22 protein-coding genes are annotated in these 22,786 nt (G+C 66.9%); 11 read left to right on the top strand and 11 right to left on the bottom strand.

Translation table 11 applies throughout. From position 1 onward, the window contains the following. Positions 1-273 precede the first annotated feature (273 nt). The 3 genes from BLR75_RS01340 (at position 274) to BLR75_RS01330 (ending at position 3,163) form a co-directional block, all read left to right on the top strand. Entirely contained in the window at positions 274-768 is a 495-nt protein-coding gene (locus BLR75_RS01340) for a PaaI family thioesterase (protein WP_084310379.1), read from the top strand. A 246-nt stretch (positions 769-1,014) separates the two neighbouring features. After that, positions 1,015-2,673 (top strand): nitrite/sulfite reductase, encoded by a 1,659-nt coding sequence (locus tag BLR75_RS01335; protein ID WP_084310380.1) that lies wholly within the window; start codon positions 1,015-1,017, stop codon positions 2,671-2,673. After that, complete coding sequence (locus BLR75_RS01330) at positions 2,657-3,163, top strand: DUF934 domain-containing protein (RefSeq protein ID WP_084310381.1); 507 nt, start codon at positions 2,657-2,659, stop codon at positions 3,161-3,163. Before BLR75_RS01335 ends, BLR75_RS01330 begins: the two co-directional genes overlap by 17 nt. 196 nt (positions 3,164-3,359) lie before the next feature. Here the strand turns inward: BLR75_RS01330 and BLR75_RS01325 are convergent, their stop codons facing one another. Continuing rightward, positions 3,360-4,352, bottom strand: coding sequence for a YhdH/YhfP family quinone oxidoreductase (locus tag BLR75_RS01325; protein ID WP_084310382.1), 993 nt, complete (start codon positions 4,350-4,352; stop codon positions 3,360-3,362). Positions 4,353-4,384: 32 nt separating this feature from the next. Further along, a complete protein-coding gene (sohB, locus tag BLR75_RS01320; protein WP_084310383.1) occupies positions 4,385-5,410 on the bottom strand; it encodes a protease SohB in 1,026 nt (341 codons plus the stop codon). 173 nt (positions 5,411-5,583) lie between these two features. Between sohB and BLR75_RS01315 the strand changes: the two genes are divergently transcribed. From BLR75_RS01315 to BLR75_RS01300, 4 genes are all read left to right on the top strand, one after another. After that, positions 5,584-6,294 (top strand): histidine phosphatase family protein, encoded by a 711-nt coding sequence (locus BLR75_RS01315; protein ID WP_084310384.1) that lies wholly within the window; start codon positions 5,584-5,586, stop codon positions 6,292-6,294. Between the two features lie 58 nt (positions 6,295-6,352). Continuing rightward, positions 6,353-6,667 carry an SCP2 sterol-binding domain-containing protein gene (locus BLR75_RS01310; RefSeq protein WP_084310385.1) on the top strand — a complete coding sequence of 105 codons (315 nt, stop codon included), beginning with the start codon at positions 6,353-6,355 and terminating at the stop codon, positions 6,665-6,667. 275 nt (positions 6,668-6,942) lie between these two features. Continuing rightward, positions 6,943-8,010, top strand: a complete 1,068-nt coding sequence (locus BLR75_RS01305; protein ID WP_084310386.1) for a phosphotransferase family protein — start codon at positions 6,943-6,945, stop codon at positions 8,008-8,010. Between the two features lie 24 nt (positions 8,011-8,034). Next, positions 8,035-8,802, top strand: coding sequence for an SDR family oxidoreductase (locus tag BLR75_RS01300; RefSeq protein ID WP_084310387.1), 768 nt, complete (start codon positions 8,035-8,037; stop codon positions 8,800-8,802). Between the two features lie 171 nt (positions 8,803-8,973). Here BLR75_RS01300 and BLR75_RS01295 read toward each other — a convergent pair whose 3' ends face one another. After that, complete coding sequence (locus BLR75_RS01295) at positions 8,974-9,618, bottom strand: hypothetical protein (protein ID WP_084310388.1); 645 nt, start codon at positions 9,616-9,618, stop codon at positions 8,974-8,976. A gap of 91 nt (positions 9,619-9,709) precedes the next feature. Here BLR75_RS01295 and BLR75_RS01290 point away from each other — a divergent pair, with 91 nt between their 5' ends. Then, on the top strand, positions 9,710-10,489 hold the full coding sequence (locus BLR75_RS01290; protein ID WP_084310389.1) for a TSUP family transporter: 780 nt from the start codon (positions 9,710-9,712) through the stop codon (positions 10,487-10,489). Here the strand turns inward: BLR75_RS01290 and nudC are convergent. The 6 genes from nudC to dnaQ form a co-directional block, all read right to left on the bottom strand. Further along, positions 10,457-11,290, bottom strand: coding sequence for an NAD(+) diphosphatase (nudC, locus tag BLR75_RS01285; RefSeq protein WP_084310390.1), 834 nt, complete (start codon positions 11,288-11,290; stop codon positions 10,457-10,459). The two genes, BLR75_RS01290 and nudC, sit on opposite strands and share 33 nt — an antisense overlap. Beyond that, positions 11,290-12,972, bottom strand: a complete 1,683-nt coding sequence (locus BLR75_RS01280; protein WP_084310391.1) for a FimL-related protein — start codon at positions 12,970-12,972, stop codon at positions 11,290-11,292. The genes nudC and BLR75_RS01280 overlap by 1 nt, the downstream gene beginning before the upstream one ends. A gap of 38 nt (positions 12,973-13,010) precedes the next feature. Then, on the bottom strand, positions 13,011-13,823 hold the full coding sequence (locus BLR75_RS01275) for a crotonase/enoyl-CoA hydratase family protein (RefSeq protein WP_084310392.1): 813 nt from the start codon (positions 13,821-13,823) through the stop codon (positions 13,011-13,013). Between the two features lie 189 nt (positions 13,824-14,012). Then, on the bottom strand, positions 14,013-15,365 hold the full coding sequence (locus BLR75_RS01270) for an amino acid permease (RefSeq protein ID WP_084310393.1): 1,353 nt from the start codon (positions 15,363-15,365) through the stop codon (positions 14,013-14,015). 25 nt (positions 15,366-15,390) lie between these two features. Beyond that, positions 15,391-17,646 (bottom strand): Orn/Lys/Arg family decarboxylase, encoded by a 2,256-nt coding sequence (locus BLR75_RS01265; RefSeq protein WP_084310394.1) that lies wholly within the window; start codon positions 17,644-17,646, stop codon positions 15,391-15,393. A 158-nt stretch (positions 17,647-17,804) separates the two neighbouring features. Continuing rightward, positions 17,805-18,563, bottom strand: a complete 759-nt coding sequence (dnaQ, locus tag BLR75_RS01260; protein ID WP_084310395.1) for a DNA polymerase III subunit epsilon — start codon at positions 18,561-18,563, stop codon at positions 17,805-17,807. A gap of 175 nt (positions 18,564-18,738) precedes the next feature. Here dnaQ and BLR75_RS01255 point away from each other — a divergent pair, with 175 nt between their 5' ends. Then, on the top strand, positions 18,739-19,026 hold the full coding sequence (locus BLR75_RS01255) for a hypothetical protein (protein WP_084310396.1): 288 nt from the start codon (positions 18,739-18,741) through the stop codon (positions 19,024-19,026). A gap of 4 nt (positions 19,027-19,030) precedes the next feature. Here the strand turns inward: BLR75_RS01255 and rnhA are convergent, their stop codons facing one another. Continuing rightward, positions 19,031-19,474, bottom strand: a complete 444-nt coding sequence (gene rnhA, locus BLR75_RS01250; RefSeq protein ID WP_084310397.1) for a ribonuclease HI — start codon at positions 19,472-19,474, stop codon at positions 19,031-19,033. Positions 19,475-19,486: 12 nt separating this feature from the next. Then, positions 19,487-20,248, bottom strand: a complete 762-nt coding sequence (locus tag BLR75_RS01245; protein WP_090415972.1) for a class I SAM-dependent methyltransferase — start codon at positions 20,246-20,248, stop codon at positions 19,487-19,489. 102 nt (positions 20,249-20,350) lie between these two features. Between BLR75_RS01245 and gloB the strand changes: the two genes are divergently transcribed. Next, complete coding sequence (gene gloB, locus BLR75_RS01240; RefSeq protein WP_084310398.1) at positions 20,351-21,130, top strand: hydroxyacylglutathione hydrolase; 780 nt, start codon at positions 20,351-20,353, stop codon at positions 21,128-21,130. Positions 21,131-21,209: 79 nt separating this feature from the next. Next, positions 21,210-22,778 (top strand): lytic transglycosylase, encoded by a 1,569-nt coding sequence (locus BLR75_RS01235; protein ID WP_084310399.1) that lies wholly within the window; start codon positions 21,210-21,212, stop codon positions 22,776-22,778. The last annotated feature ends 8 nt before the right edge of the window (positions 22,779-22,786 follow it).

The raw sequence follows: 22,786 nt of genomic DNA, 5'->3' as shown, positions 1-22,786 counted from the left end.
GGGGCTCGTGGCTGCTGCTACTGGTGGCTGACCCAGAAGACGGCGGTCGCCACCGCCAGGAGGATCAGAATGAATGCGGCGCGGGCGTCGACGACGCTGTCGCGGTTGTTGCTGGATTCCTGACTCATGTTTCCCCCTTGTTATTGTTTATCGGTGGACCACACCTGCAGTTAAGACCAGCCCGCCATAACCCTCAAGGATGAGCGGGACGGTTTGCAAAAGCGCCGAAAAGGCCGATAGTTGGCGTCTTTCGCTACAGATGAAGGCTGCGCAATGGAAATCGCTTCACTGCAGGACATCGTCGCTCCGGAAGGCGTCTGCTACGGCTGCGGCTCCGGCAATCCCCACGGGCTGCACATCAAGAGCTACTGGCATGAGGACGGCATCCACGTCATGGCCGAGCACCTGCCGGAAGCCAAGTACACCGGCTGGCCGGAGCTGGTCTACGGCGGCCTGATCGCCATGCTGGTGGACTGCCACTCGAACTGGACGGCGATGGCCTGCCACTACCGCGCCGAAGGCCGCGAGCCGGGCAGCCAGCCGCGCATCGAATGCGTCACCGGCAGCCTCGGCGTGAAGTACATCAAGCCCACCCCGATGGGCGTGCCGCTGACCCTGCGCGCCCGGGCCGACGGCGAGGTCGGGCGCAAGACCCGGATCATCTGCGAGGTCTATGCCGGCGAGACACTGACGGCGATCGGCGACTCCATCTTCGTCCGCGTGGACGCCGGCCAACTGGCCGACAGCGCCCATGGCCGGGACGCCTGAGCGGCTACCGCCGATCGGTTCTCGCCAGCCTGCCGGCTGCCCTCGGCAGGCTCCAGGCTGGCCGGGAACAGGCATGAATCAATGAAATCGAAAGTAACTTCCTGCACTTAGAACAGAAAGTTCTCGCCATATACTCAAACATCACTTTTACGCATATTCCCTAGCTGGTATCTTGCGGCCCACTCTGCGTGGAGCGCGTAGCCGTGCGCGTTCAGACGACGCTGTAGCCTGACCACAGGATCACCCATGTACGTTTACGACGAATACGATCAACGGATCGTGGAAGACCGCGTCAAGCAGTTCCGCGACCAGACCCGCCGTTACCTGGCAGGCGAACTGACCGGTGAGGAATTCCGCCCGCTGCGCCTGCAGAACGGCCTGTACATCCAGCGTTACGCGCCCATGCTGCGCATCGCCGTGCCCTATGGCCTGCTGTCCTCGCGCCAGGTGCGCAAGCTGGCGCAGATCACCCGCGACTACGACAAGGGCTACGCGCACATCAGCACCCGCCAGAACGTGCAGCTCAACTGGCCGGAACTGGAAGACGTGCCGGACATCCTCGCCGAGCTGGCCACCGTGCAGATGCACTCGATCCAGACCAGCGGCAACTGCATCCGCAACACCACCACCGACCAGTTCGCCGGCATCGCCCGCGACGAGGTGGTCGACCCGCGTCCGTGGTGCGAGATCATCCGCCAGTGGTCGACCTTCCACCCGGAATTCGCCCACCTGCCGCGCAAGTTCAAGATCGCCGTGAACGGCGCCGCCAGCGACCGCGCCGCCATCGAAGTGCATGACATCGGCCTGGAAGCGGTGAAGAACGCAGCCGGCGAACTCGGCTTCCGCGTGCTGGTCGGCGGCGGCCTCGGCCGTACCCCGATCGTCGGCAGCTTCATCAACGAATTCCTGCCCTGGCAGCACCTGCTCAGCTATCTCGACGCCATCCTGCGCGTGTACAACCGCTACGGCCGCCGCGACAACAAGTTCAAGGCGCGGATCAAGATCCTGGTCAAGGCACTGGGTCCGGATGTCTTCGCCGAGCGCGTCAATGCCGAATGGGCGAACCTGAAGGACGGCCCGAGCACCCTGACCGAAGCGGAAGTGCACCGCGTCGCCGCGCACTTCGTCGACCCGGCCTACAAGGCCCTGGAAGACCAGGACGCCGCCCTCGCCACCCTGGACGCCGAGCACCCCGGCTTCGCCCGCTGGCGTTCGCGCAACACCTTCGCCCACAAGAAGCCCGGCTACGTGGCCGTGACCCTGTCGCTGAAGCCCACCGGCACCTCGCCGGGCGACGTCACCGCGGAGCAGCTGGAAACCATCGCCGACCTGGCCGACCGCTACAGCTTCGGCGAAGTGCGCAACAGCCATAACCAGAACATCATCCTCGCCGACGTCGAGCAGTCGCAGCTGTTCACCCTCTGGGGCGAACTGCGCGAGAACGGCTTCGCCACGCCGAACATCGGCCTGCTGACCGACATCATCTGCTGCCCGGGCGGCGACTTCTGCTCCCTGGCCAACGCCAAGTCGATCCCGGTGGCCGAGGCCATCCAGCGCCGCTTCGACGATCTCGACTACCTGTTCGACATCGGCGAAATCGACCTGAACATCTCCGGCTGCATGAACGCCTGCGGCCACCACCACGTCGGCCACATCGGCATCCTCGGCGTGGACAAGAAGGGCGCGGAGTTCTACCAGGTGTCCCTCGGCGGCAGCGCCAGCCGCGAGGCCAGCCTGGCGCAGATCCTCGGCCCGTCCTTCGCCCAGGATGAAATGGCCGACGTGATCGAGAAGATCATCAAGGTCTACGTCGAACAGCGCAGCGAGGAGGAAAGCTTCCTCGATACCTACCGCCGCATCGGCATCGACCTGTTCAAGGAGCGCGTATATGCAGCGAATCATTAAGGGCCGCGAAGTCGTAGATGATCGCTGGCACCTGCTTCCCAAGGACGCGACGCTGGAAAGCGTGCCGAACTGCGACGACGTGATCATCCCGCTGGCCCTGTGGCTGGAACACGGCCCCGCCCTGCGCGGCCGCGACGGCGGCCTCGGCGTATGGCTGGACAGCGATGAAGAGCCGGAATCCATCGCCGACGACCTGGACAAGTTCCAGGTGATCGCCGTGAACTTCCCGGCCTTCACCGACGGCCGCGGCTTCAGCACCGCGCGCCTGCTGCGCGAGCGCTACGGCTACAAGGGCGAAGTGCGCGCCATCGGCGACGTGCTGCGCGACCAGCTGTTCTTCATGCGCCGTTGCGGCTTCGACGCCTACGCCATCCGCGCCGACCGCGACCCGCATGACGCGCTGGCCAGCCTGGACGACTTCCGCGAGGTCTACCAGACCTCCGTGGAGCAGCCGCAACCGCTGTTCCGCCGCCGCCAGCAGCCGGCCTGAGGCAGCGTGAAACGAAGACGCCCCGCAAATGCGGGGCGTTTTTCTTATGGTTCCCATGCTCCCGCGTGGGAACCCATCCGGGGACGCTCCCGCGTCCCTTTCGACGCAGGAGCGTCGAGAGCTGCATTCCCACGCAGGAGCGTGGGAACGATAAGCCGCTCACCTGTAGGAGCGGGCCATGCCTGCGACCCATTACTCAGCCAAGATTCACCACCACCCGCCCCGTCTGACCGCCAGCCAGGATCTTCCTGATCTCCCCCGGCAGCTCATCCAGCCCAACCTCGCGCACCAGCTGCTCCAGCCCATCCAGCTTCCACGCGCCGGCCAGCCTGTCCCACATCGCCGCCTTCACCGCCAGCGGCAGTTCCACCGAGTCGACGCCCAGCAGGTTCACCCCGCGCAGGATGAACGGCATCACCGTGGCCTTGAACGAGGCGCCGGCGGTCAGGCCGCAGGCGGCCACACTACCGCCGTACTGCAGCGACTTCACTACGTTGAACAGGATGTCGCCGCCGACCGTATCCACCGCGCCGGCCCACTGCTCCTTGAGCAGCAGCTTGTCGCCACCCTCGGCAACCGCCGCGCGATCGACGATCTGCTGCGCGCCGAGGCGCCTGAGCAGTTCCGCCTGTTCGGGCTTGCCGGTGGCAGCCGCCACCCTATAGCCCAGCTTCGCCAGCAGCATCACCGCGATGCTGCCGACGCCGCCGGTCGCGCCGGTGACCAGCACCGGACCGGAAGCCGGCATGACGCCGGAACGCTCCAGCTTGTCGACGCACAGCGCGGCGGTCAGGCCGGCCGTGCCGAGCATCATCGCCTCGCGCAGGCCGAGCCCTTGCGGGCGCTTCACCAGCCAGGCGGCAGGCACGCGGATGTACTGGCCGTAGCCGCCGGCGGTGTTCATGCCGAGGTCGTAGCCGGTGACGATCACCTCGTCGCCGGCGGCGAACTGCGCCGAGGAGGATTCCTCCACCACGCCGGCGGCATCGATGCCCGGCGTGTGCGGATACTTGCGGGTCACCCCGCGGTTGCCGCTGGCGGATAGCGCATCCTTGTAGTTCAGCGAGGAATAGCGCACGCGCACCAGCACCTCGCCCGCCGGCAGGTCGGCGATCTGCCGCTCGACGACCTGCTGGGCGAATCCGCCATTGTCAGTCTCGGTCACCCACAGCGCCTTGAATCCACTCATCTCTTCAGCTTCCTGTTCGTCGTCGTTCGTTGTCACTGCCAGAAGCGGTTGCGCGCCAGGCGCTCCCACCAGGTCACCAGGACCCGGTCGATCACCGCGGAGGCGCCGATGCCGAAGCGCTCCTGCACGCTCTTCTTGCGCACGAAGCTCAACTGATAGACGTCGGCCTCGCGGGCGCGGGCGGCCAGGTATTCGTCGCTGGTGCGGATCTCGTCCACCAGCTGCTTGCCCAGCGCCACCTGGCCGAGCCAGACCTCGCCGGTCGCCACTTCCTCGATGCTCAGCTGCGGACGATAGCGGGCGACGTAGCCCTTGAACTGTTCATGGATGGTTTCCAGGTCCTCCTGGAACTTCTCCCGGCCCTTTTCGGTGTTCTCGCCGAACACCGTCAGGGTGCGCTTGTATTCGCCGGCGGTGAGCACCTCGAAGTCGATATCGTGCTTCTTCAGCAGCCGGTGCACGTTGGGCAACTGGGCGACCACGCCGATGGAGCCGAGGATGGCGAACGGCGAGGAGAGGATCTTCTGGCCGATGCAGGCCATCATGTAGCCGCCGCTGGCCGCCACCTTGTCCACGCACACCGTCAGCGGCACGCCGGCCTCGCGGATGCGCGCCAGCTGCGACGCCGCCAGGCCGTAGCCATGCACCATGCCGCCGCCGCTTTCCAGGCGCAGCACCACCTCGTCCTGGGGCGTGGCCATGCTCAGCAGCGCGGTCACCTCATGACGCAGGTGCTCGGTGGCGGAGGCCTTGAGGTCGCCGTCGAAATCCAGCACATAGACGCGGTTCTTCTGCTCGCCGGCCTTCTTCGCCCGCTTGGCTTCCTTGGCCTCGGCCTTGCGCAGGGCCTTGAAGCGATCCTTGTCCAGCACGCTGTGCTGCAGCCGCTCGCGCAGCTCCTTGTAGAAGTCGTTCAGCTTGCGCACGTCGAGATGTCCGCCCCCCGTGCGCCGGCCCCGGTCGCGCAGGGCGGCCACGACCACCAGGATCACCACCACCGCCACCAGCACGGTAAAGGTCTTGGCCAGGAAACTTGCGTAATCGGCTAGAAACTCCACACTCCCTCCTCGATGCAGTCGCCGCATGCAGACCCGCAAGCATAACCATGCCGCCCCGCAGCGGCCATATCAGGGGGGCGAATGCAATTCAAACAAACGTATGATTTTTCGTTGACAGCCCCAGGGCTTCCTCATAACCTCGCCAGACTTTTCATACAGGCCGAGGTCCTCGCATGGGCTCCATCTACCTGATTCGTCACGGCCAGGCCTCCTTCGGCTCCAGCAACTACGACCAGCTCTCGCCCACCGGCGTGCGCCAGGCGGAAATCCTCGGCACGCACCTGGCGAGCCTCGGCATCCAGTTCGACCGCTGCATCAGCGGCGACCTGCAGCGCCAGCGCCACACCGCCGAAGCCGCGCTCGGCCGCATCGCCGAAGCCGGCATCGCTGTGCCGCAGCTGGAAGTCGATTCCGCATTCAACGAATTCGACGCCGACGCGGTGATCCGCGCCCACCTGCCCGACCTGCTCGATGCGGAACCGCAGGCGCTGCACATCATGCGCAACGCCGCCGAACATCGCGCCGAGTTCCAGCGCCTGTTCTCCCTGGTGGTCTCGCGCTGGATTTCCGGCGAACACGAGAAGGACGGCCTGGTGAGCTGGCAGCATTTCCTCGAAGGCGTGCAGGACGGCCTGCAGCGCGTGCTGGAGCAGGCCAGCGGCAGGGAGAAGATCGGCATCTTCACCTCCGGCGGCACCATCACCGCCATGCTCCAGCTGGTCACCAGGGTGCCGCCGCTGAACGCCTTCGAACTCAACTGGCAGATCGTCAACACTTCGCTGAGCCGCCTGAAATTCCGCGGCGACGAACTGGCCCTGGCTTCCTTCAACAGTCACGTGCATCTCGAACTGTTGAAGTCGCCGGAGCTCATCACCTATAGATGAACCCGGCCCACTGCGATTTCACGGATCGCATCAAGAAACCTGGAAAAGGAATAGAACCATGACCTCAGTTGCTGACATCGTCTCCACCATGCAGAGCAAGTTCAACGCCAGCGCCGCCGCCGGCCTGGATCTGGTGTTCCAGTTCAACATCGACGACGGCGACAACCACTACCTGGTCGTCAAGGACGGCACCTGCCAGGTGGTACAGGGCGACGCCGAGAACCCCAACGTCACCCTGATCATGGACAGCGAGACCCTGAAGGGCATCACCAGCGGCGAGACCGACGGCATGCAGGCCTTCATGGCCGGCAAGCTGCGCGCCGAAGGCGACATGATGCTGGCCCTGAAGCTGGGCGAGCTGTTCCCGGTCTGAGCCTGAAGGCCACCCAGGAATGCAGAAAAACCGGAGTTCGCGCTCCGGTTTTTTTTCGTCCGCCAGCCCAGTCGTGACGGGCGAATCAGGCTGTTTGATCGACGTCCAACACCCTCGCCAATAACGGCCCGTCGCGCTTGTGAGGGCGGGGAGCGGACATTAGATTAGCCAATTATCGAAGCACACCATCATTGCCGTTCCTGATACGGCAGGTGGATTTCCCAGGCTGGCGAGCGTGCCGCCAGATGCCGAGACAGATAACAAAAGGGCCCGACATGTCGTTGACCGACCAGACCATCCGCAGCCGCGAAGGCGAAGAACTCGACGCTGCCGTCATCGATCCCTATCTCAAGGCGCATATCCCCGGCCTGCAGGGACAACCGCGGATCAGCCAGTTCCCCGGCGGCGCCTCGAACCTGACCTACCTGCTGCAGTACGACAACCAGGAGCTGGTGCTGCGCCGTCCGCCGTTCGGCCACAAGGCCAAGTCGGCGCACGACATGGGCCGCGAGTTCCGCATCCTCAACCGCCTCAACGCCGGCTTCCCCTACTGCCCGAAGGCCTACCTGCACTGCACCGACGAAGCGCTGATCGGCTCCGAGTTCTACGTCATGCAGCGGGTCGACGGCATCATCCTGCGCGCCGAGCTGCCCGAGGGGCTGACGCTGGACGAAAGCCAGGCCCGCGCGCTGTGCCTGAGCTTCATCGACAAGCTGGTGGAACTGCACAACGTCGACTACGACGCCTGCGGCCTGGCCGATCTCGGCAAGCCGGAAGGCTACGTGAAGCGCCAGATCGAAGGCTGGAGCGACCGCTACGAGAAGGCCATGACCCCGGACGCACCGGGCTGGGAAGTCGCCAGGGCCTGGCTGCGCGACAAGATGCCGGCCGACCACCACAAGCCGGGCATCGTGCACAACGACTACCGCTTCGACAACGTGATCCTCGATCGCGACAACCCGATACGCATCATCGGCGTGCTCGACTGGGAACTGACCACCATCGGCGATCCGCTGATGGACCTGGGCAACACCCTCGCCTACTGGATCGAGGCCGACGATCCGGCGCCGATCCAGCTCCTGCGCCGCCAGCCCAGCCACCTGCCGGGCATGCTGAGCCGCAGTGAGTTCGTCGAGTACTACGCCGACCGCGCCGGCATCCGCATCGACAACTTCGATTTCTACTACTGCTACGGCCTGTTCCGCACGGCCGGCATCGTCCAGCAGATCTACTACCGCTACTTCCACGGCCAGACGAAGGACAAGCGCTTCGCCCAGTTCATCGGCATGAACAAGCTGCTGGAGCAGATGTGCCTGCAGGTCATCGCCAGATCCCGCCTGTAATCCGAATCACTCAAGGGGAATAACATGTCCAAGACCCACCTGTTCGACCTCGACGGCAAGATCGCCTTCGTCTCCGGCGCCAGCCGCGGCATCGGCGAAGCCATCGCCAGGCTGCTGGCCCAGCAGGGCGCCCACGTGATCGTCTCGAGCCGCAGGATCGACGGCTGCCAGGCGGTCGCCGACGCGATCGTCGCCGACGGCGGCAAGGCCACCGCCATCGCCTGCCACATCGGCGAGATGGAGCAGATCCAGAGCGTCTTCGCGCAGATTCGCGAGCAGTTCGGCCGCCTCGACATCCTGGTCAACAACGCCGCGACCAACCCGCAGTTCTGCAACGTGCTGGAAACCGACCTGGGCGCCTTCCAGAAGACCGTCGACGTGAACATCCGCGGCTACTACTTCATGTCCATCGAAGGCGGCAAGCTGATGAAGGAGAACGGCGGCGGCAGCATCATCAACGTCGCCTCGATCAACGGCGTCACCCCCGGCGAATTCCAGGGCATCTACTCGGTGACCAAGGCCGCGGTGATCAGCATGACCAAGGTCTTCGCCAAGGAGTGCGCGCAGTTCGGCATCCGCTGCAACGCCCTGCTGCCGGGCCTGACCGACACCAAATTCGCCTCCGCCCTGGTGAAGAACGACGCCATCCGCAACAGCGCGCTGACCCGCATCCCGCTCAAGCGCGTGGCCGACCCGAGCGAGATGGCCGGCGCGGTGCTGTACCTGGCGAGCGACGCGTCCAGCTACACCACCGGCGTGTCGCTGAACGTGGATGGTGGCTACCTCGCCTGAGACCCGCCGCGCGCGCTCCAACGTAGGGTGGATCGGCTCCATCGATCCACCATGGCCGCGCATGCGGCCCCGCAATGGTGGATGAAAAAAGCCTCATCCACCCTACGTTCCCATCCGGCCACACCGGCGTGGGATGGCAATCGGATCGCTCCTACAGGGTATGGCGCCCCTTCAATTCCACTCCCGCATCGCCTGCTGCGCCGCCTGGTTCATCGGCTCGGCATACAGCCCCACCGGCCCATGGCGCACCGCGAACACCGCGTCGTCGGCCATCGGCAGGAAGTTCACCCGCCCCGCCTTCGCCTCCAGCAGGAACAGGTCGTGCCGGCCTTCGTTCAGCCAGCGCCAGACGTCCACGCCACGGGAACTCCCGGCCAGCGCCACGGGCTTCGCCCGGGTCTGCTCCTCGATGGCGAAGAAGCGCCCGCCGAGCGTCTGCAGGCGATAGCCGGGTTGCAGCCCGAGCAGCGCCGCCAGGCCCTTCCAGCGGATGATGCGGGTGTCCAGCTGCCAGAGGTCGCCGTCCAGCTCGACCGTGCGCTCGTGGTTGCCCTCCAGCACTTTCACCTGATAGCGCTGCGGCGCCTCCCGCTTGAAGCTCAGGGTCGCCAGCGGCCGCTCCTGGGGCAGCGTGGCGTAGCTGCCCAGGTCCCAGCCGGCCAGCGCCAGCAGCACGGCGACGGCGACGCAGGCCAGCCCCGCGCAACCGCGCAGCCAGCCGAGGAACCAGTGGCGGTCGAAGAGGATGCGCGCGGCGACCAGCACGGCCAGAAGCGCGACCAGCGCGAACGCCCAGGCAAGACCGTCGTACTGCATGGAATCGATTCCTTCCCTCTACAATTGGCGGCATTATGCGCACCCCGCATGCGCGCGGCCAGCCAGCCCCCGGAAACAGACTGGACCTTCAATGCCCCTCGAACTCGCCGTGGATCCCCTCACCCTCGCCATTCTCGCCGCCGTCGCCTTCCTCGCCGGCTTCATCGACGCCATCGCCGGCGGCGGCGGCCTGCTGACCATTCCCGCCCTGCTCACCGCCGGCGTTCCGCCGCACCTGGCGCTGGGCACCAACAAGCTGAGCGCGACCTTCGGCTCGGCCACCGCCAGCTTCACCTTCTACCGGCGCAAGCTGTTCGATCCGGGCAAGTGGCGCAACGCCCTGGTCGCCACCGCCATCGGCGCGGCACTCGGCGCCTGGAGCGTGCATTTCCTCCCGGCGGAATGGCTGAACCGGCTGCTGCCGGTGGTGGTGTTCGCCTGCGGCCTATACCTGCTGCTGGGCAAGACGCCCGAGGCGCCGCTGGACGCCAATCCGCACGTCGCCCAAGGCCGCCAGTGGCCGCAGGGGCTGTCGCTGGGCTTCTACGATGGCGTCGCCGGCCCCGGCACGGGCGCGTTCTGGACGGTCAGCACGCTGCTGATGTATCCGCTCGACCTGGTACGCGCCAGCGGCGTGGCGCGCAGCATGAACTTCGTCAGCAACATCGTCTCGCTGGCGGTGTTCGTCGCTTCCGGCAAGGTGCTCTGGCTGATGGGCCTGAGCATGGGCGGCTCGCTGATGATCGGCGCCTACCTCGGCGCGCGCACCGCCATCGGCGGCGGTGCGAAGTTCATCCGCCCGGTGTTCATCCTGGTGGTGCTGGCGCTGACCGTGCGCCTAGTCTGGCAGCACTGGTTCGGCGCGGCCTGAGCGGCGCGCCAGGAACAGTTCGATCAGGTAGCGGGCGATGGAGCGCTCCGCCGGCAGCAGCGGCAGCGCATCCATGCCGAACCACTGGGCATCCTCGATCTCGTCCGCCTGGGGGACGATCTCGCCGCTGACGTATTCGGCATGGAAGCCGAGCATCAGCGAATGCGGGAACGGCCAGCACTGGCTGCCCATGTAGCGGATGTTGCCGATCTCCAGCCCGACTTCCTCGCGCACCTCGCGCGCCACGCAGTGCTCCACCGTCTCGCCGGGCTCGACGAAGCCCGCCAGGGTGCTGTACATGCTCGGCACGAAGCGCGGCGAGCGGGCCAGCAGGAGTTCGTCGCCACGGGTCACCAGCACGATCATGCTCGGCGAGAGCAGCGGGTAGCGCTGGATGCCGCAGCTTTCGCAGAGCATCGCGCGGTCCCGCGGCATGCGCTGCATCGGCTGGCCGCAGCCGCCGCAGAAGCGGTTCTCCCGCGCCCAGGTGCCGATCTGCGAAGCGAAGCCGAGCATGGCGAAGATGTCCTTCTCCGCCTGCATCATGAACTGGCGCAGGCCGATCCAGCTGCAGCCGTCCAGCGGGTAGGGCTGGTCGATTTCCAGCAGGAACACCGGGTCGCCATCGAAATGGCCGATGCCGTGTTCGGACAGCACGCTCAGGTCCTGGCGCTTCAGCCATTCGCGGGGGAACAGCACGCCATTGCTGTCGCCGAGGAACTGCTGCCGGCAATGGGCGACGGCCCAGCCGCCGGCGGCGGACGGATCGAGCAGTGCATTTTCCCAACGGCCGGTACGCATCAGGACCTCACCTCCATTCCCAGCGCCTTGACGCTTTCGCTTGCGATGTCGAGGACGTCCGGCTGGCCCTGCGGCCGCAGCACGGCGCCACCCTCAAGATAGTATTCGAGGCCGGTCAGGGCGTCGGCGAGGGTTTCCAGCATCTGTTCCGAGGGCATCTGCGCCGACTCGATCATCTGCCGCTGGATGTAGTCGGCGCAGGCGCCGAGCAGCAGCGCCGCGCGCTCCTGGGAGAGGAACCAGAGGCCGCCGCGCACCGCCTGCAGGCTCGACGGCACGTTGGCCAGGTGCAGCTTGTCGCCGTTGGATTCGAGGTAGGCGGAAATCGCCCGCTTGGCCAGCGCCAGTCCGGCCTGGGCTTCCTCGATCACCACGATGCGCGCCTCGGCGAGCTGGTGGGCGGCGAAGGATTCCGGCTCCTGGTCGATCTTCGGCTCGGCGCGGGCTGCCATGTTATCGCCGCGTTCCAGGTTGCCGGCCACGCTTTCCACGTAGACCAGCACGTCGGCCAGCGCATCCAGCGCCGCAGGGGATTCCACCGCGCCGCGGGCGACCCAGGAGGAAACCGGGGTCAGCTGGGCGAGCAGGACCTTGGCCGCGGAGTTCAGGCCGATCATGCCGAGGGTCTTGCCGAGCTTGCCCAGCTGCACGTGCAGCGCCACCAGCGCCTCGGGCTGGTAGGCGCCGCGGCCGATCAGGTCGAGCTGGTCCTTGACCGCCGCCAGTTCCTCGCGGATCGCCGCCGACAGCGAGCGCAGCACCGCCCGGCCGGGGCCGGACAGGCGTTGCGACTCGTCTTCCAGCAGGTGATCGGTGAACGGCAGCGGCGCCAGGCCGAACACCTCGCGCAGCTGGCTGGCGCGCGGCCCGTTGCTGTCGGCCATGGCGACCAGGTAGAGCAGCTCCTTGAGCAGGCCGCGCGGCGCCTCGTAATTCGCGCTGGAGAGCATCTGCCGCAATTCCCGGTCGATGCGCGCGAACAGCAGCTTGCGCGGCTTGCGCGGCAGCATCTGGGCGTCGACCAGGGCCTCCAGCGCACCGGCGGCGATCCAGCACAGGCGCGAGCGCGCGCCGCTGCCCAGCACCTCGTCCAGGCGCCCCAGCGCGCGGCTCATGAGCTTCATGCCGCCGTACAGGTTGTCTTCGCGCACCAGACCGAGCAGGCCGATCTGGTACATCTGGCGCATGCGCCGCAACTCGCGCTCGCGGTTCTCTGCCGACGGAGTCTTCGCCTCGCCTGCTGCAGGGCGCGGCAGATCGAGGCGGGCGCTGAAGAAGAAGCTTTCCGGCAGGGTCGGATGGCCGGCCGCCAGGCGCAGGTCGTTGATCGCCGGCAACAGCAGTTCGGGGATTTCCAGGCGCTGGGCTTCGAGGTTTTCCAGGTAGCGGCGCAGCACGTAGAGGGCGTTGCCGAGGGCGGCGAGCTGGCCGTCGCGCTCCTCCCCTGCCCCGGCGGGAATGTCGGTAGCCAGGCGCAGGGCTTCCTGCGCCAGCAGTTCGGCGCCCACCAGTTCGATCAGGTTCAGCGTGCCGCGGATCTGGTCCAGGCATTCCACGGCGTGCTGCAGCAGGCTGCCGTTCTGTCGCTCGGCAATGAAATGCTCGAGATTCTGCTCGGCCTGCTCCATGGTGGCGAACAGCTCGTCGCGCACCAGACTCAGGGAGGTAAGTCCTGTAACCATCGCCTGCTGCGCCTCCTGTGCGCACGCCTGGAAGGGTATCAATCAGCGTATTCGGGCTGCTGCTTGCTCATGTGCGCGGCGACCGCCGCCTGCAGGTCGGCCGACTGCAGCATGGCCGCGTTCCAGGTGGCGACGTATTCGAGGCCGTCCTCGATGCGCTGGTCGCGGGCGTGGCGGATCATCTGCTTGGTGCCGCTGACGGCGATCGGCGATTTCGCGGCGATCTGAGAGGCCAGCTCGAACACGCCGTCGAGCAGCGTGGTGTGATCGGCGTAGGTGCGGTTCACCAGGCCGATGCGCTGGGCTTCCTCGGCGCCGACCATGCGCCCGGTGTAGGCCATCTCGCGCATCATGCCGTCGCCGATGATGCGCGGCAGGCGCTGCAGGGTGCCGACGTCGGCGGCCATGCCCATGTCGATTTCCTTGATCGAGAACTGCGCGTCCAGCGAGCAGTAGCGCATGTCGCAGGCGGAGATCAAGTCGATGCCGCCGCCCAGGCAGTAGCCCTGGATCGCCGCGATCACCGGCTTGCTGCAGCGATCCACGGCATTGAACGATTCCTGCAGTTCGAGGATGCGCCGGCGCAGGATGCGGGCGTTGCGGCCGACGTCCTTGCCCAGCCGGCTGGCGGACTGGGCCAGCATCATCAGGTCGATGCCGGCGGAAAAGTGCTTGCCTGCCCCGCTCAGCACCACCACGCGGACTTCATCGGTTTCGTCGGCCCAACGGAAGATGTCGACGATTTCCTTCCAGAAATCCTCGTTCATGGCGTTGAGTTTTTCGGGACGGTTGATCGCCACGTGGGCGATCTTGTTGACGAGTTCGACGCGGAAGGCTTTGTACTCGGTCACGGGGGAACTCCTGCTCTGCCCTGATGCGATTCTTGTGGTCGGCAAATCCGCGCCACTATAACAAGGCAAGGGCGAAAGTCGATCACGGGGTATGTGACGCGGGCCACGGGAGCGGTCATGAAGCCGCTCGCAAAACCGGCAGCGGGCCGCCGATCCTGGGGGCCCGCTCTTGACTTTCCTTCGCGCGGTTCAGTCTGGAGCGGTGACCGCCACGCCGTTCATGCGGTTGCGCCATTGCCGCCAGGTGTACATGGGAATCCCTGCCATCAGCACCAGGAAGCCCCAGAAGATCGCCTGCTGGCCGGTGCCGTACAGCGCCCACAGCGAATAGAGGAAGCCCAGCGTGCCGATCGCCACCAGGCGCGGCCGCGAGCGCGCCGAGAAGTCCTCGGGCCTGACCGCCAGTTGCTGCAGCAGCGCGGCGGTGCAGAAGGCATAGGGCACCACGCCGGTCATGGTGCCGAGCAGGATGATCACGTTGAACACGTCGACCAGATCGCCGTGGCCATCGACCAGCACCAGCACCGTCACCAGCAGCCCCGAGGCCCACAGGCCGTTGGCCGGCGCGCCGTTCCTGTTCAGCTTGCCAAGGGATTCGGGGAACAGCCCGTCGCGCGCCGGCGCCACCGGAATCTGCCCCTGCAGCAGCACCCAGCCGTTGAGTGCGCCGAGACAGGCGATCACCGCGCCGCCGGCCACCAGGTAGTAGCCCCAGTCACCGAGCAGGATGCGCGCGGCGTCGGCGAACGGCGAGGTGGAGCGGGCCAGCACCTCCGGCGGCATCAGGCCCTGCACCGCGGTGATCGACAGGATGTACACCGCCGCCGCGGCCAGGGTGCCGAACAGCGTGGCGCGCGGGATGGTGCGCTTCGGGTCGCGCACGTCGTCGGCCGGCACGGTGGCCGACTCCAGGCCGATGAACGACCACAGGGTCAGCGCCGCGGTGGTGGCGATCGCCTGGGCGTAGCCCATGCCCGGCAACTCCGCGCGCGCCGGAATGCTCAGGTATTCAGGATTGAAATGGAACCAGCCGAGGATGCCGACCAGCAGCAGCGGCACCAGCTTCAGCACGGTGAGGACGTTCTGCATCACGGCGAAGGCGCCGATGCCGCGCAGGTTGACGAAGGTGCAGAACCAGATCGAGCCGATCGCCGTGGCGACCATCAGGATCGGGTCGGCCAGCGCCGGGATGAACACCCGCAGGTAGCCGACCAGGGTCACGGCGATGGCCGCGTTGCCGATCCAGGCGGCCTTCCAGTAGGTCCAGGCGCAGAGGTAGCCGGCGAAGCTGCCGAAGCCGTCGCGGGTATAGGCGTAGGGCCCGCCGGCGCCGGGGTTGAGCCGCGCCAGCCGGGCGAAGGTGAAGGCCAGCAGCACCGCGCCGGTGCTCGATACCAGCCAGCCGAACAGGCTGAGACCGCCATACGCCGCCAGGCTGGACGGCAGCAGGAAAACTCCCGAGCCGACCATGTTGCCGATGACCAGGGCGGTACAGCTCCAGAACCCCATGCTGCCCTTCTTGGCTGCGCTCTCCCCGGTCATCTGTTCCCCTTAGCCTGTGGCGTGACTATTCCCTGATGCACTCAACGGTATAGCAGGGCCCGCCATCGCCGTCTTCCGCCTGCAGGCCGTGCACGTCGGAATCGAAGCCGGGGAAGCTGCGCGCGAAGGTCTGGGCGAACACCAGGTAGTCGAGGATCGAGCGGGTCGCCTCGGTGAAGCGCTCGCCCGGCATGATCAGCGGGATGCCCGGCGGATAGGGCACCAGCATCACCGCGGCGATGCGCCCTTCCAGCCTGTCGATGGGCACCGGCTCCACTTCGCCGCGCACCAGCTGGGAATAGGCATCGGCCGGACGCATCGCCACTTCCGGCAGCACGGTGTACATGCGCTTGATCGCCTTGGCGGTGCCGTGCTGGCGGTAGCAGGCATGCAGCTCGTCGCACAGGTCGCGCAGGCCCATCCCGGCGTAGCGCGCGCCGCCGGCCTGGACCAGGCTGGGCAGGGCGTCGGTGAGCGGCGCGTTGCTGTCGTAGGAACGCTTGAACTCCAGCAACTCGGTGACCAGCGTGCTCCACTTGCCCTTGGTCACGCCCATGGAGAACAGCACCAGGAAGGAGTACAGGCCGGTCTTCTCCACCACCAGCCCGCGCTCCCAGAGGAAGCGGCTGACCACTGCCGCCGGGATGCCCTTCTCGTCCAGCTTGCCGTCGGCGGTGAGCCCCGGCGTCACCAGGGTGACCTTGATCGGGTCGAGCAGCACGTAGTCCTCCGCCGCATCGCCGAAGCCGTGCCAGTCGGCGTTCGGCTCCAGCGCCCAGTCGCGGGTGCGCACCTCGTCGGTGCCCTCGGCCGCCGGCGGCTGCCAGACGCAGAACCACCAGTCCCCGGCGACCAGGTTCTGCCGCACGTTGGCCAGCGCGCGGCGGAAGCTCAGGGCCTCGTCGAAGGTTTCCTGGATCAGCGAGCTACCGGCCGGCCCTTCCATCATCGCCGAGGCCACGTCCAGCGAGGCGATGATGCCGTACTGCGGCGAGGTGGAGATGTGCATCATGAAGGCTTCGTTGAAGCGCGCCCGCTCGAAGGGCCGGGCGCCGCCCTCCTGCACGTGGATCATCGACGCCTGGCTGAAGGCGGCGAGCATCTTGTGCGTGGAATGGGTGGCGAACACCAGCGGGCCGGCGTCGCTGCGGCTGGTGGCCATGCCGTAGCGGCCGGCGTAGAAATCGTGGAAGGCGGCGTAGGCGAACCAGGCCTCGTCGAAGTGCAGCACCTCGACGCTGTCGCCCAGCGCCTGCTTGATCATCTCGGCGTTGTAGCAGAGGCCGTCGTAGGTGGAATTGGTCACCACGGCCAGCCTGACCTTCGGCTCGCGGCCCTGCGCCAGCGGGCTGGCGGCGATCTTCGCGGCGATCGACTCGCGGCTGAATTCGGACAGCGGAATCGGCCCGATGATGCCCAGCTCGTTGCGCTCCGGACACAGGTAGAGCGGGATCGCGCCGGTCATGATGATCGAGTGCAGCACCGACTTGTGGCAGTTGCGGTCGACCAGCACCAGGTCGTCGCGGCAGACCGTCGAGTGCCAGACGATCTTGTTCGCCGTCGAGGTGCCGTTGATCACGAAGAAGGTGTGGTCGGCGCCGAAATTGCGCGCGGCGCGGGCTTCCGCCTCGGCCAGCGGACCGGTGTGGTCGAGCAGCGAGCCCAGTTCGGGGACCGATACCGAGAGGTCCGAGCGCAGGGTGTTCTCGCCGAAGAACTGGTGGAACGCCTGCCCCACCGGGCTCTTGCGATAGGCGACGCCGCCGCCGTGCCCCGGCGTGTGCCAGGAATAGTGGGATTGCGCGGTGTGCTCGACCAGCGCGCGGAAGAACGGCGGCAGCAGGCCTTCCAGATAGCTGCGCGCGGCCCGCGACACCTGGCGGGCGAGGAACGGCACGGTGTCCTCGAACAGGTAGAGGATGCCGCGCAACTGGTGCAGGTCGCCCATGGACTCGGCGGGCGCGTTCTCGATGGTCATCTGCTCGCCGAGGGCGAAGATCGGCAGCTGCGGCGCGCGCACCCGCGCTACGCGGATCAGCTCGACCACGTCCTGCAGCAGGCGCTGGTTCTCCCCCGCCCCCTCGGCGGCGACCAGGATGCAGGCCAGCCCGTGGTGGGTGGAGGCGACGATGCGGCCTTCGGTGGAACTGGCGGTGGATAGGATGCTGAAGCCGTCCAGCTCCAGCTCCCGGGCGATGCCGCGGACGCGGTCGCCGGCTACGGTGTCGGCCTTGATGTCGCGATGGACGATGAGGATGGGGAACTTCAGGTCTTTGTACATTATCAGCCCCGGAAACTGACGGAATGCTCCCGTCGAAGTCTTCAGGGTAAAGGCTCGCCCAGCGAGGCGGAACCCGGGGTGCCAGAGGCTGTAATAAAAGGTCGCATCAGGAGGCATGCGTCCTTATGGTTCCCACGCAGGAGCGTGGGAACCATGACTCACTCCGTCGCCGCTTCCATCTGCGCCCACAGCGCCGGGCCGCCGGCGGATTTCTCGATCACCGCCAGGCGCGCCAGGTGGGCAGCCAGTTCGTCTTCGCTGGCACGGATCACCCGGGTAAGCGGGCGGTCCGCCGGCAGGCGGCGGATCGGGCTGGCCTGCGGCCGGCCGCTGCCGTCGCCTTCGGCGCCATTGCCGGCCAGCGACAGGCTGGTCTGGCCGCCGGTCATCGCCAGGTAGACGTCGGCGAGGATCTCGGCATCGAGCAGTGCGCCGTGCAGGTCGCGGCCGGAGTTGTCGACGCCATAGCGCTTGCACAGGGCGTCGAGGTTGTTGCGCTGGCCCGGATGGCGTTCGCGGGCCATCAGCAGGGTGTCGAGCACGCTGCAATAGTCGCTGACCTCGGCGCGCTCCTGCTGGCCGAGCAGGGCGAACTCGTTGTTGATGAAACCGACGTCGAACGCCGCGTTATGGATGATCAGCTGGGCGCCGGCGATGAACTCGAAGAACTCGTCGGCCACCTCGCGGAAGCGCGGCTTGTCCTTGAGGTACTCGTTGGTGATGCCATGCACCGCAATGGCGCCTTCGTCCACTTCCCGGTCCGGCTGCAGGTAGACGTGGAAATGCCGGCCGGTGAGACGCCGCCCTTCCAGCTCGACGCAGCCGATCTCGATGATCCGGTGACCATCGGTGACGGGCATGCCCGTGGTTTCGGTATCGAGGACTACCAGGCGGTTGCCGGAAACGGGACTGGACACGGGAAGCTGATCTCCACGGGCAAGGACGGATGAAAGCCGGGAAGTTTACACCAGATTGCCCGGCGCCTCGTTCCACCCGGCGACTGCTGCCGCAGGGCAGATAAAGCGAACCGCGGACAAGGGCGGGAAGTCCCAGACAACAAGGACTCACGGAAACACCCCAGGAGGTGTACCCATGGTGACCCACTTCAGGATCGGCGGGCATCTCGCCTGCGGACGCCACGGCGACAATCTCGTCTCCACCCGCGAGTTGAACCGGGTGAAGTGCCGCAACTGCCGCAATACCGAAGCATTCAAGGAAGCCCGCAGGAACGCGCGCAACGCGGCCCGGCGCGCGGCGCGCAAGGCTCGCAGGGAAGCGACGGAAAGCCGCGACTGGCGCGCGGCCTGGGAAAATCACCTGGCCCGACTGCCGGGCCGGCAGCGGCTGCCGCGCGGCTTCGGCGGCCAGGATTTCGTCTAGCGGCTCAGCGCTGCAGTTCGCTCACGCCGCGGTTCGCCAGCATGTCGGCGCGCTCGTTGCCTGGATGCCCGGTATGCCCGCGCACCCACCGCCATTCCACCTGGTGGCGGTTGACCTGCTCGTCCAGCGCCTGCCACAGGTCGGCGTTCTTCACCGGCTGCTTGGCGGCGGTCTTCCAGCCGCGCTTCTTCCAGTTGGCCATCCACTCGGTGATGCCCTGCATGACGTACTGCGAGTCGGTGACGATACGCACGTCGCAGCGCCGCTTGAGCGCGGCCAGGGCCATGATCGCGGCCATCAGCTCCATGCGGTTGTTGGTGGTTTCCGGCTCGCCGCCCCACAGCTCGCGCTCGGCGCCCTTGTAGAACAGCACGGCGCCCCAGCCGCCGGGGCCGGGATTGCCCTTGCAGGCGCCATCGGTATAGATCTCGACTTTCTCTTCGCTCATATCGCCCTGAAATTACAGCTCGGAATCCCGGCGGCTGACCTTAGCCACCGGCAGCGGCACCAGCTGGCCGCGCGGCTCGCGCTTGCTCTGGCGCAGCGGACGCAGGCCCACCACCAGTTTGCGCGCCACCAATAGATAGAAGCCGGCGCCGGAACCCTGGGTGACATCCCCCCAGCCTTCCAGCCGTGCCAGGCGCGATTGCCAGGCTGCCGACGCGAGCGGCGGACGATAGCACCCGAAGCGGCGTTTCTCCAGGGCGAAACCGAGCAGGTTGAGCCAGTCGCAGACCCGCGCCGGCGATATGCAGCGGGCGCGGCGCAGGGCGTCGCGGGCGAAGTAGTGACGCATGCCCCAGGCGCTCCAGGGGTTCACCCCGATCACCAGCATGTGGCCGCCCGGGCGCACGCTGCGCGCGGCCTCGCGCAGCAGGCGGTGCGGGGAAAGGCAGAAATCCAGGCCGTGCTGCAGCAGCACCACGTCGGCGGCGTGCTCGCCCAGCGGCCAGGCGCATTCGTCGCAGGCGATTTCCACGCCCGGCAGCGGCGGCCCCAGGCGCACGCCGCGCTGGATGTTGCCGGTGGACGAAGGCAGCTCGGCGTGGGGGCCGTAGTGCACCAGGTAACCGCCGAAGTAGCGTTCCAGCTCATCGGCGAGCAGGCGCTGCTCCTCGGCGAGCATCATTCCGCCGATCGGCCCGGCGAACCAGTCGCGGGCCTGTCCGATCAGCCGCAGCCAGTCGGCATCGGCGTGGGCAAAGGCTTGCTGTTCGATCATCACCACCCCCTGACAGGTTGTCATGCGGCCCGCATGGACCGACACAGGACGGCATATCCGCACTAATATGCGCCAATCGATTCCCGTTAGCGACTCTCGACCATGATACAGATAGACGCCCTGCCCGCCTTTTCGGACAACTACATCTGGCTGTTGCAGGATATGACCAGCCGCCGCTGCGCCGTGGTCGACCCAGGCGACGCCAGGCCGGTGGAAGACTGGCTCGACGCGCATCCGGGCTGGCAGCTCTGCGACATAGTCGTCACCCACCACCACGCCGACCACGTCGGCGGCGTGGCGCGCCTGAAGGCGCAGACCGGCGCCCGGGTGCTCGGCCCCGCCGGGGAGAACATCCCGGGCCGCGACCTGGCGCTGGAGGACGGCGAGCGGGTCGAAGTGCTCGGCCTCGGCTTCGAGGTGATCCACGTCCCCGGGCATACCCTCGGGCATATCGCCTACTACCACGCCGACCCGGTACAGCCGCTGCTGTTCTGCGGCGACACGCTGTTCGCCGCCGGCTGCGGCCGTCTGTTCGAGGGCACGCCGGCGCAGATGCATACGTCCCTCAGCCGTCTGGCGGCGCTGCCCGGCGCGACCCGCGTCTATTGCGCCCACGAGTACACCCTGAGCAACCTGCGCTTCGCCCGCGCGGTGGAACCGGGCAATCCGGAGGTACAGGCGCGCTTCGACGAAGTCAGCCGCTGGCGCGAGGAAGGTCGCATCAGCCTGCCTTCCACCATCGGCCTCGAACGGGCGACGAATCCCTTCCTTCGCGTGTCGGAAACATCCGTTAAGAAAATCGCCGACGAACGGGCCGGCCAGGAAATCCGCACTCCGGAGGAAGTATTCGCACGTATCCGCCAGTGGAAGGACAGCTTCTAGGTACTGGCGAAATCTTGACCACCTCCGAGGCGGTTTTTAGAATCCCCGAAATTTTCGCCTCGGAACAGACCCTCAGCCAATGCCGCCAAAGACCTGCAAAGCCCTCGATCTAGACGCATTGGCTCGTGCCATCAAGGTCGCGCTCCTGCTCTGCGCGGGAGCCCTCGCCGGCTGCCAGACCAGCAGTCACGTCAGCCAGCAGCCGCAGTCCACTCCCGCCGCGCGCGCCGTCGACGTGCAGTTCAACCCGGCCTGGAGCGAATCCCACAACGACATCTGGGACCGCATGCGCAGCGGCTTCCAGCTGCAGGACGAGATCGACACCAATCCGCGCATCGAACGCCAGCGCCTGTGGTACATGAGCAACCCGTCGTTCATCGAAAGGGCCAGCGAGCGCGGCAGCCCGTACCTGCACTTCGTGGTCGAGAGCCTGGAAGAACGCGACATGCCGCTGGAGCTGGCGCTGCTGCCGGCGATCGAGAGCGCCTACAACCCGCTGGCCATTTCCCACGCCCAGGCGGTCGGCCTGTGGCAGTTCATCCCCACCACCGGCACCCATTTCAACCTGCGCCAGACCAGCTGGTACGACGGCCGCCGCGACATCAAGGCCTCGACCAATGCCGCGCTCACCTACCTGAGCCGCCTGCACGACATGTTCAACGGCGACTGGCTGCTCGCCCTCGCCGCCTACAACGCCGGTGAAGGCACCGTCAGCCGGGCCATCGAGCGCAACGAGCGGCTCGGCCTGCCGACCGACTACTGGAACCTGCGGCTGCCGCAGGAAACCCAGGACTACGTGCCCAAGCTGCTGGCCCTGTCGCAGCTGGTCATGGAACCGGAAGCCTACGGCATCCGCCTCAGCCCGATCGCCAACGAGCCCTATTTCGCCTCGGTGCGGGTCAAGCCCGGCCTGGACCTGTCCCGCGTCGCTGCCATCGCCGATCTCGACGAGGACGAGCTGTACCTGCTCAACCCAGCCTTCAAGCGCCGCATCACCATGGACGGCCCGCAGCAGCTGCTGGTGCCGCTGGACAAGGCGGAAACCGTCAAGGCCAGCCTCGCCACGCTCAAGCCGCGGGAAGTGGCGACCTACCAGAATTACCGCGTGCGCCGCGGCGACAGCCTGCACAGCATCGCCAAGCGCTATCACCTCAGCGTCGCCGAGCTGAAATCCGCCAATCGCCTGAGCGGCAACCGTGTACGCCAGGGCCAGTCCCTGGTGATCCCCGGCCAGCCCGGCCGTCCGCTGATCGAGCCGCAAAGCCCGCGACAACTGGCCCAGGTCGAGCAGCGTCCGGCGGCCAAACGCACCACCTACAAGGTCAGGAGCGGCGAGAGTCTCTGGCAGATCGCCCGCAACACCGGCGTCGGCGTCGACGACCTCAAGCGCCTGAACGGCCTGAAGGGCAGCACGGTCAAGGCCGGCCAGGTGCTCAAGCTGGGCGGCGGCCAGCAGCTCGCCTCCGCCGGCAAGTCCGCGCGGGAAAACGCGACCTACTACAAGGTCAAGCGGGGCGACTCCATGTACCTGATCGCCAAGCGCTTCAATGTCGAGATGAAGCATCTCAAGCGCTGGAATCCCCGCAGCAGCCGCGCCCTGAAACCGGGCCAGACCCTGACCCTCTACCTCGACACCGCCAGCCGCTGACAGACCAT

It is taken from the genome of Pseudomonas jinjuensis (assembly GCF_900103845.1).
In the GTDB taxonomy this organism is placed as follows: domain Bacteria; phylum Pseudomonadota; class Gammaproteobacteria; order Pseudomonadales; family Pseudomonadaceae; genus Pseudomonas; species Pseudomonas jinjuensis.
This window is presented reverse-complemented; position numbering and strand designations above follow the sequence as displayed.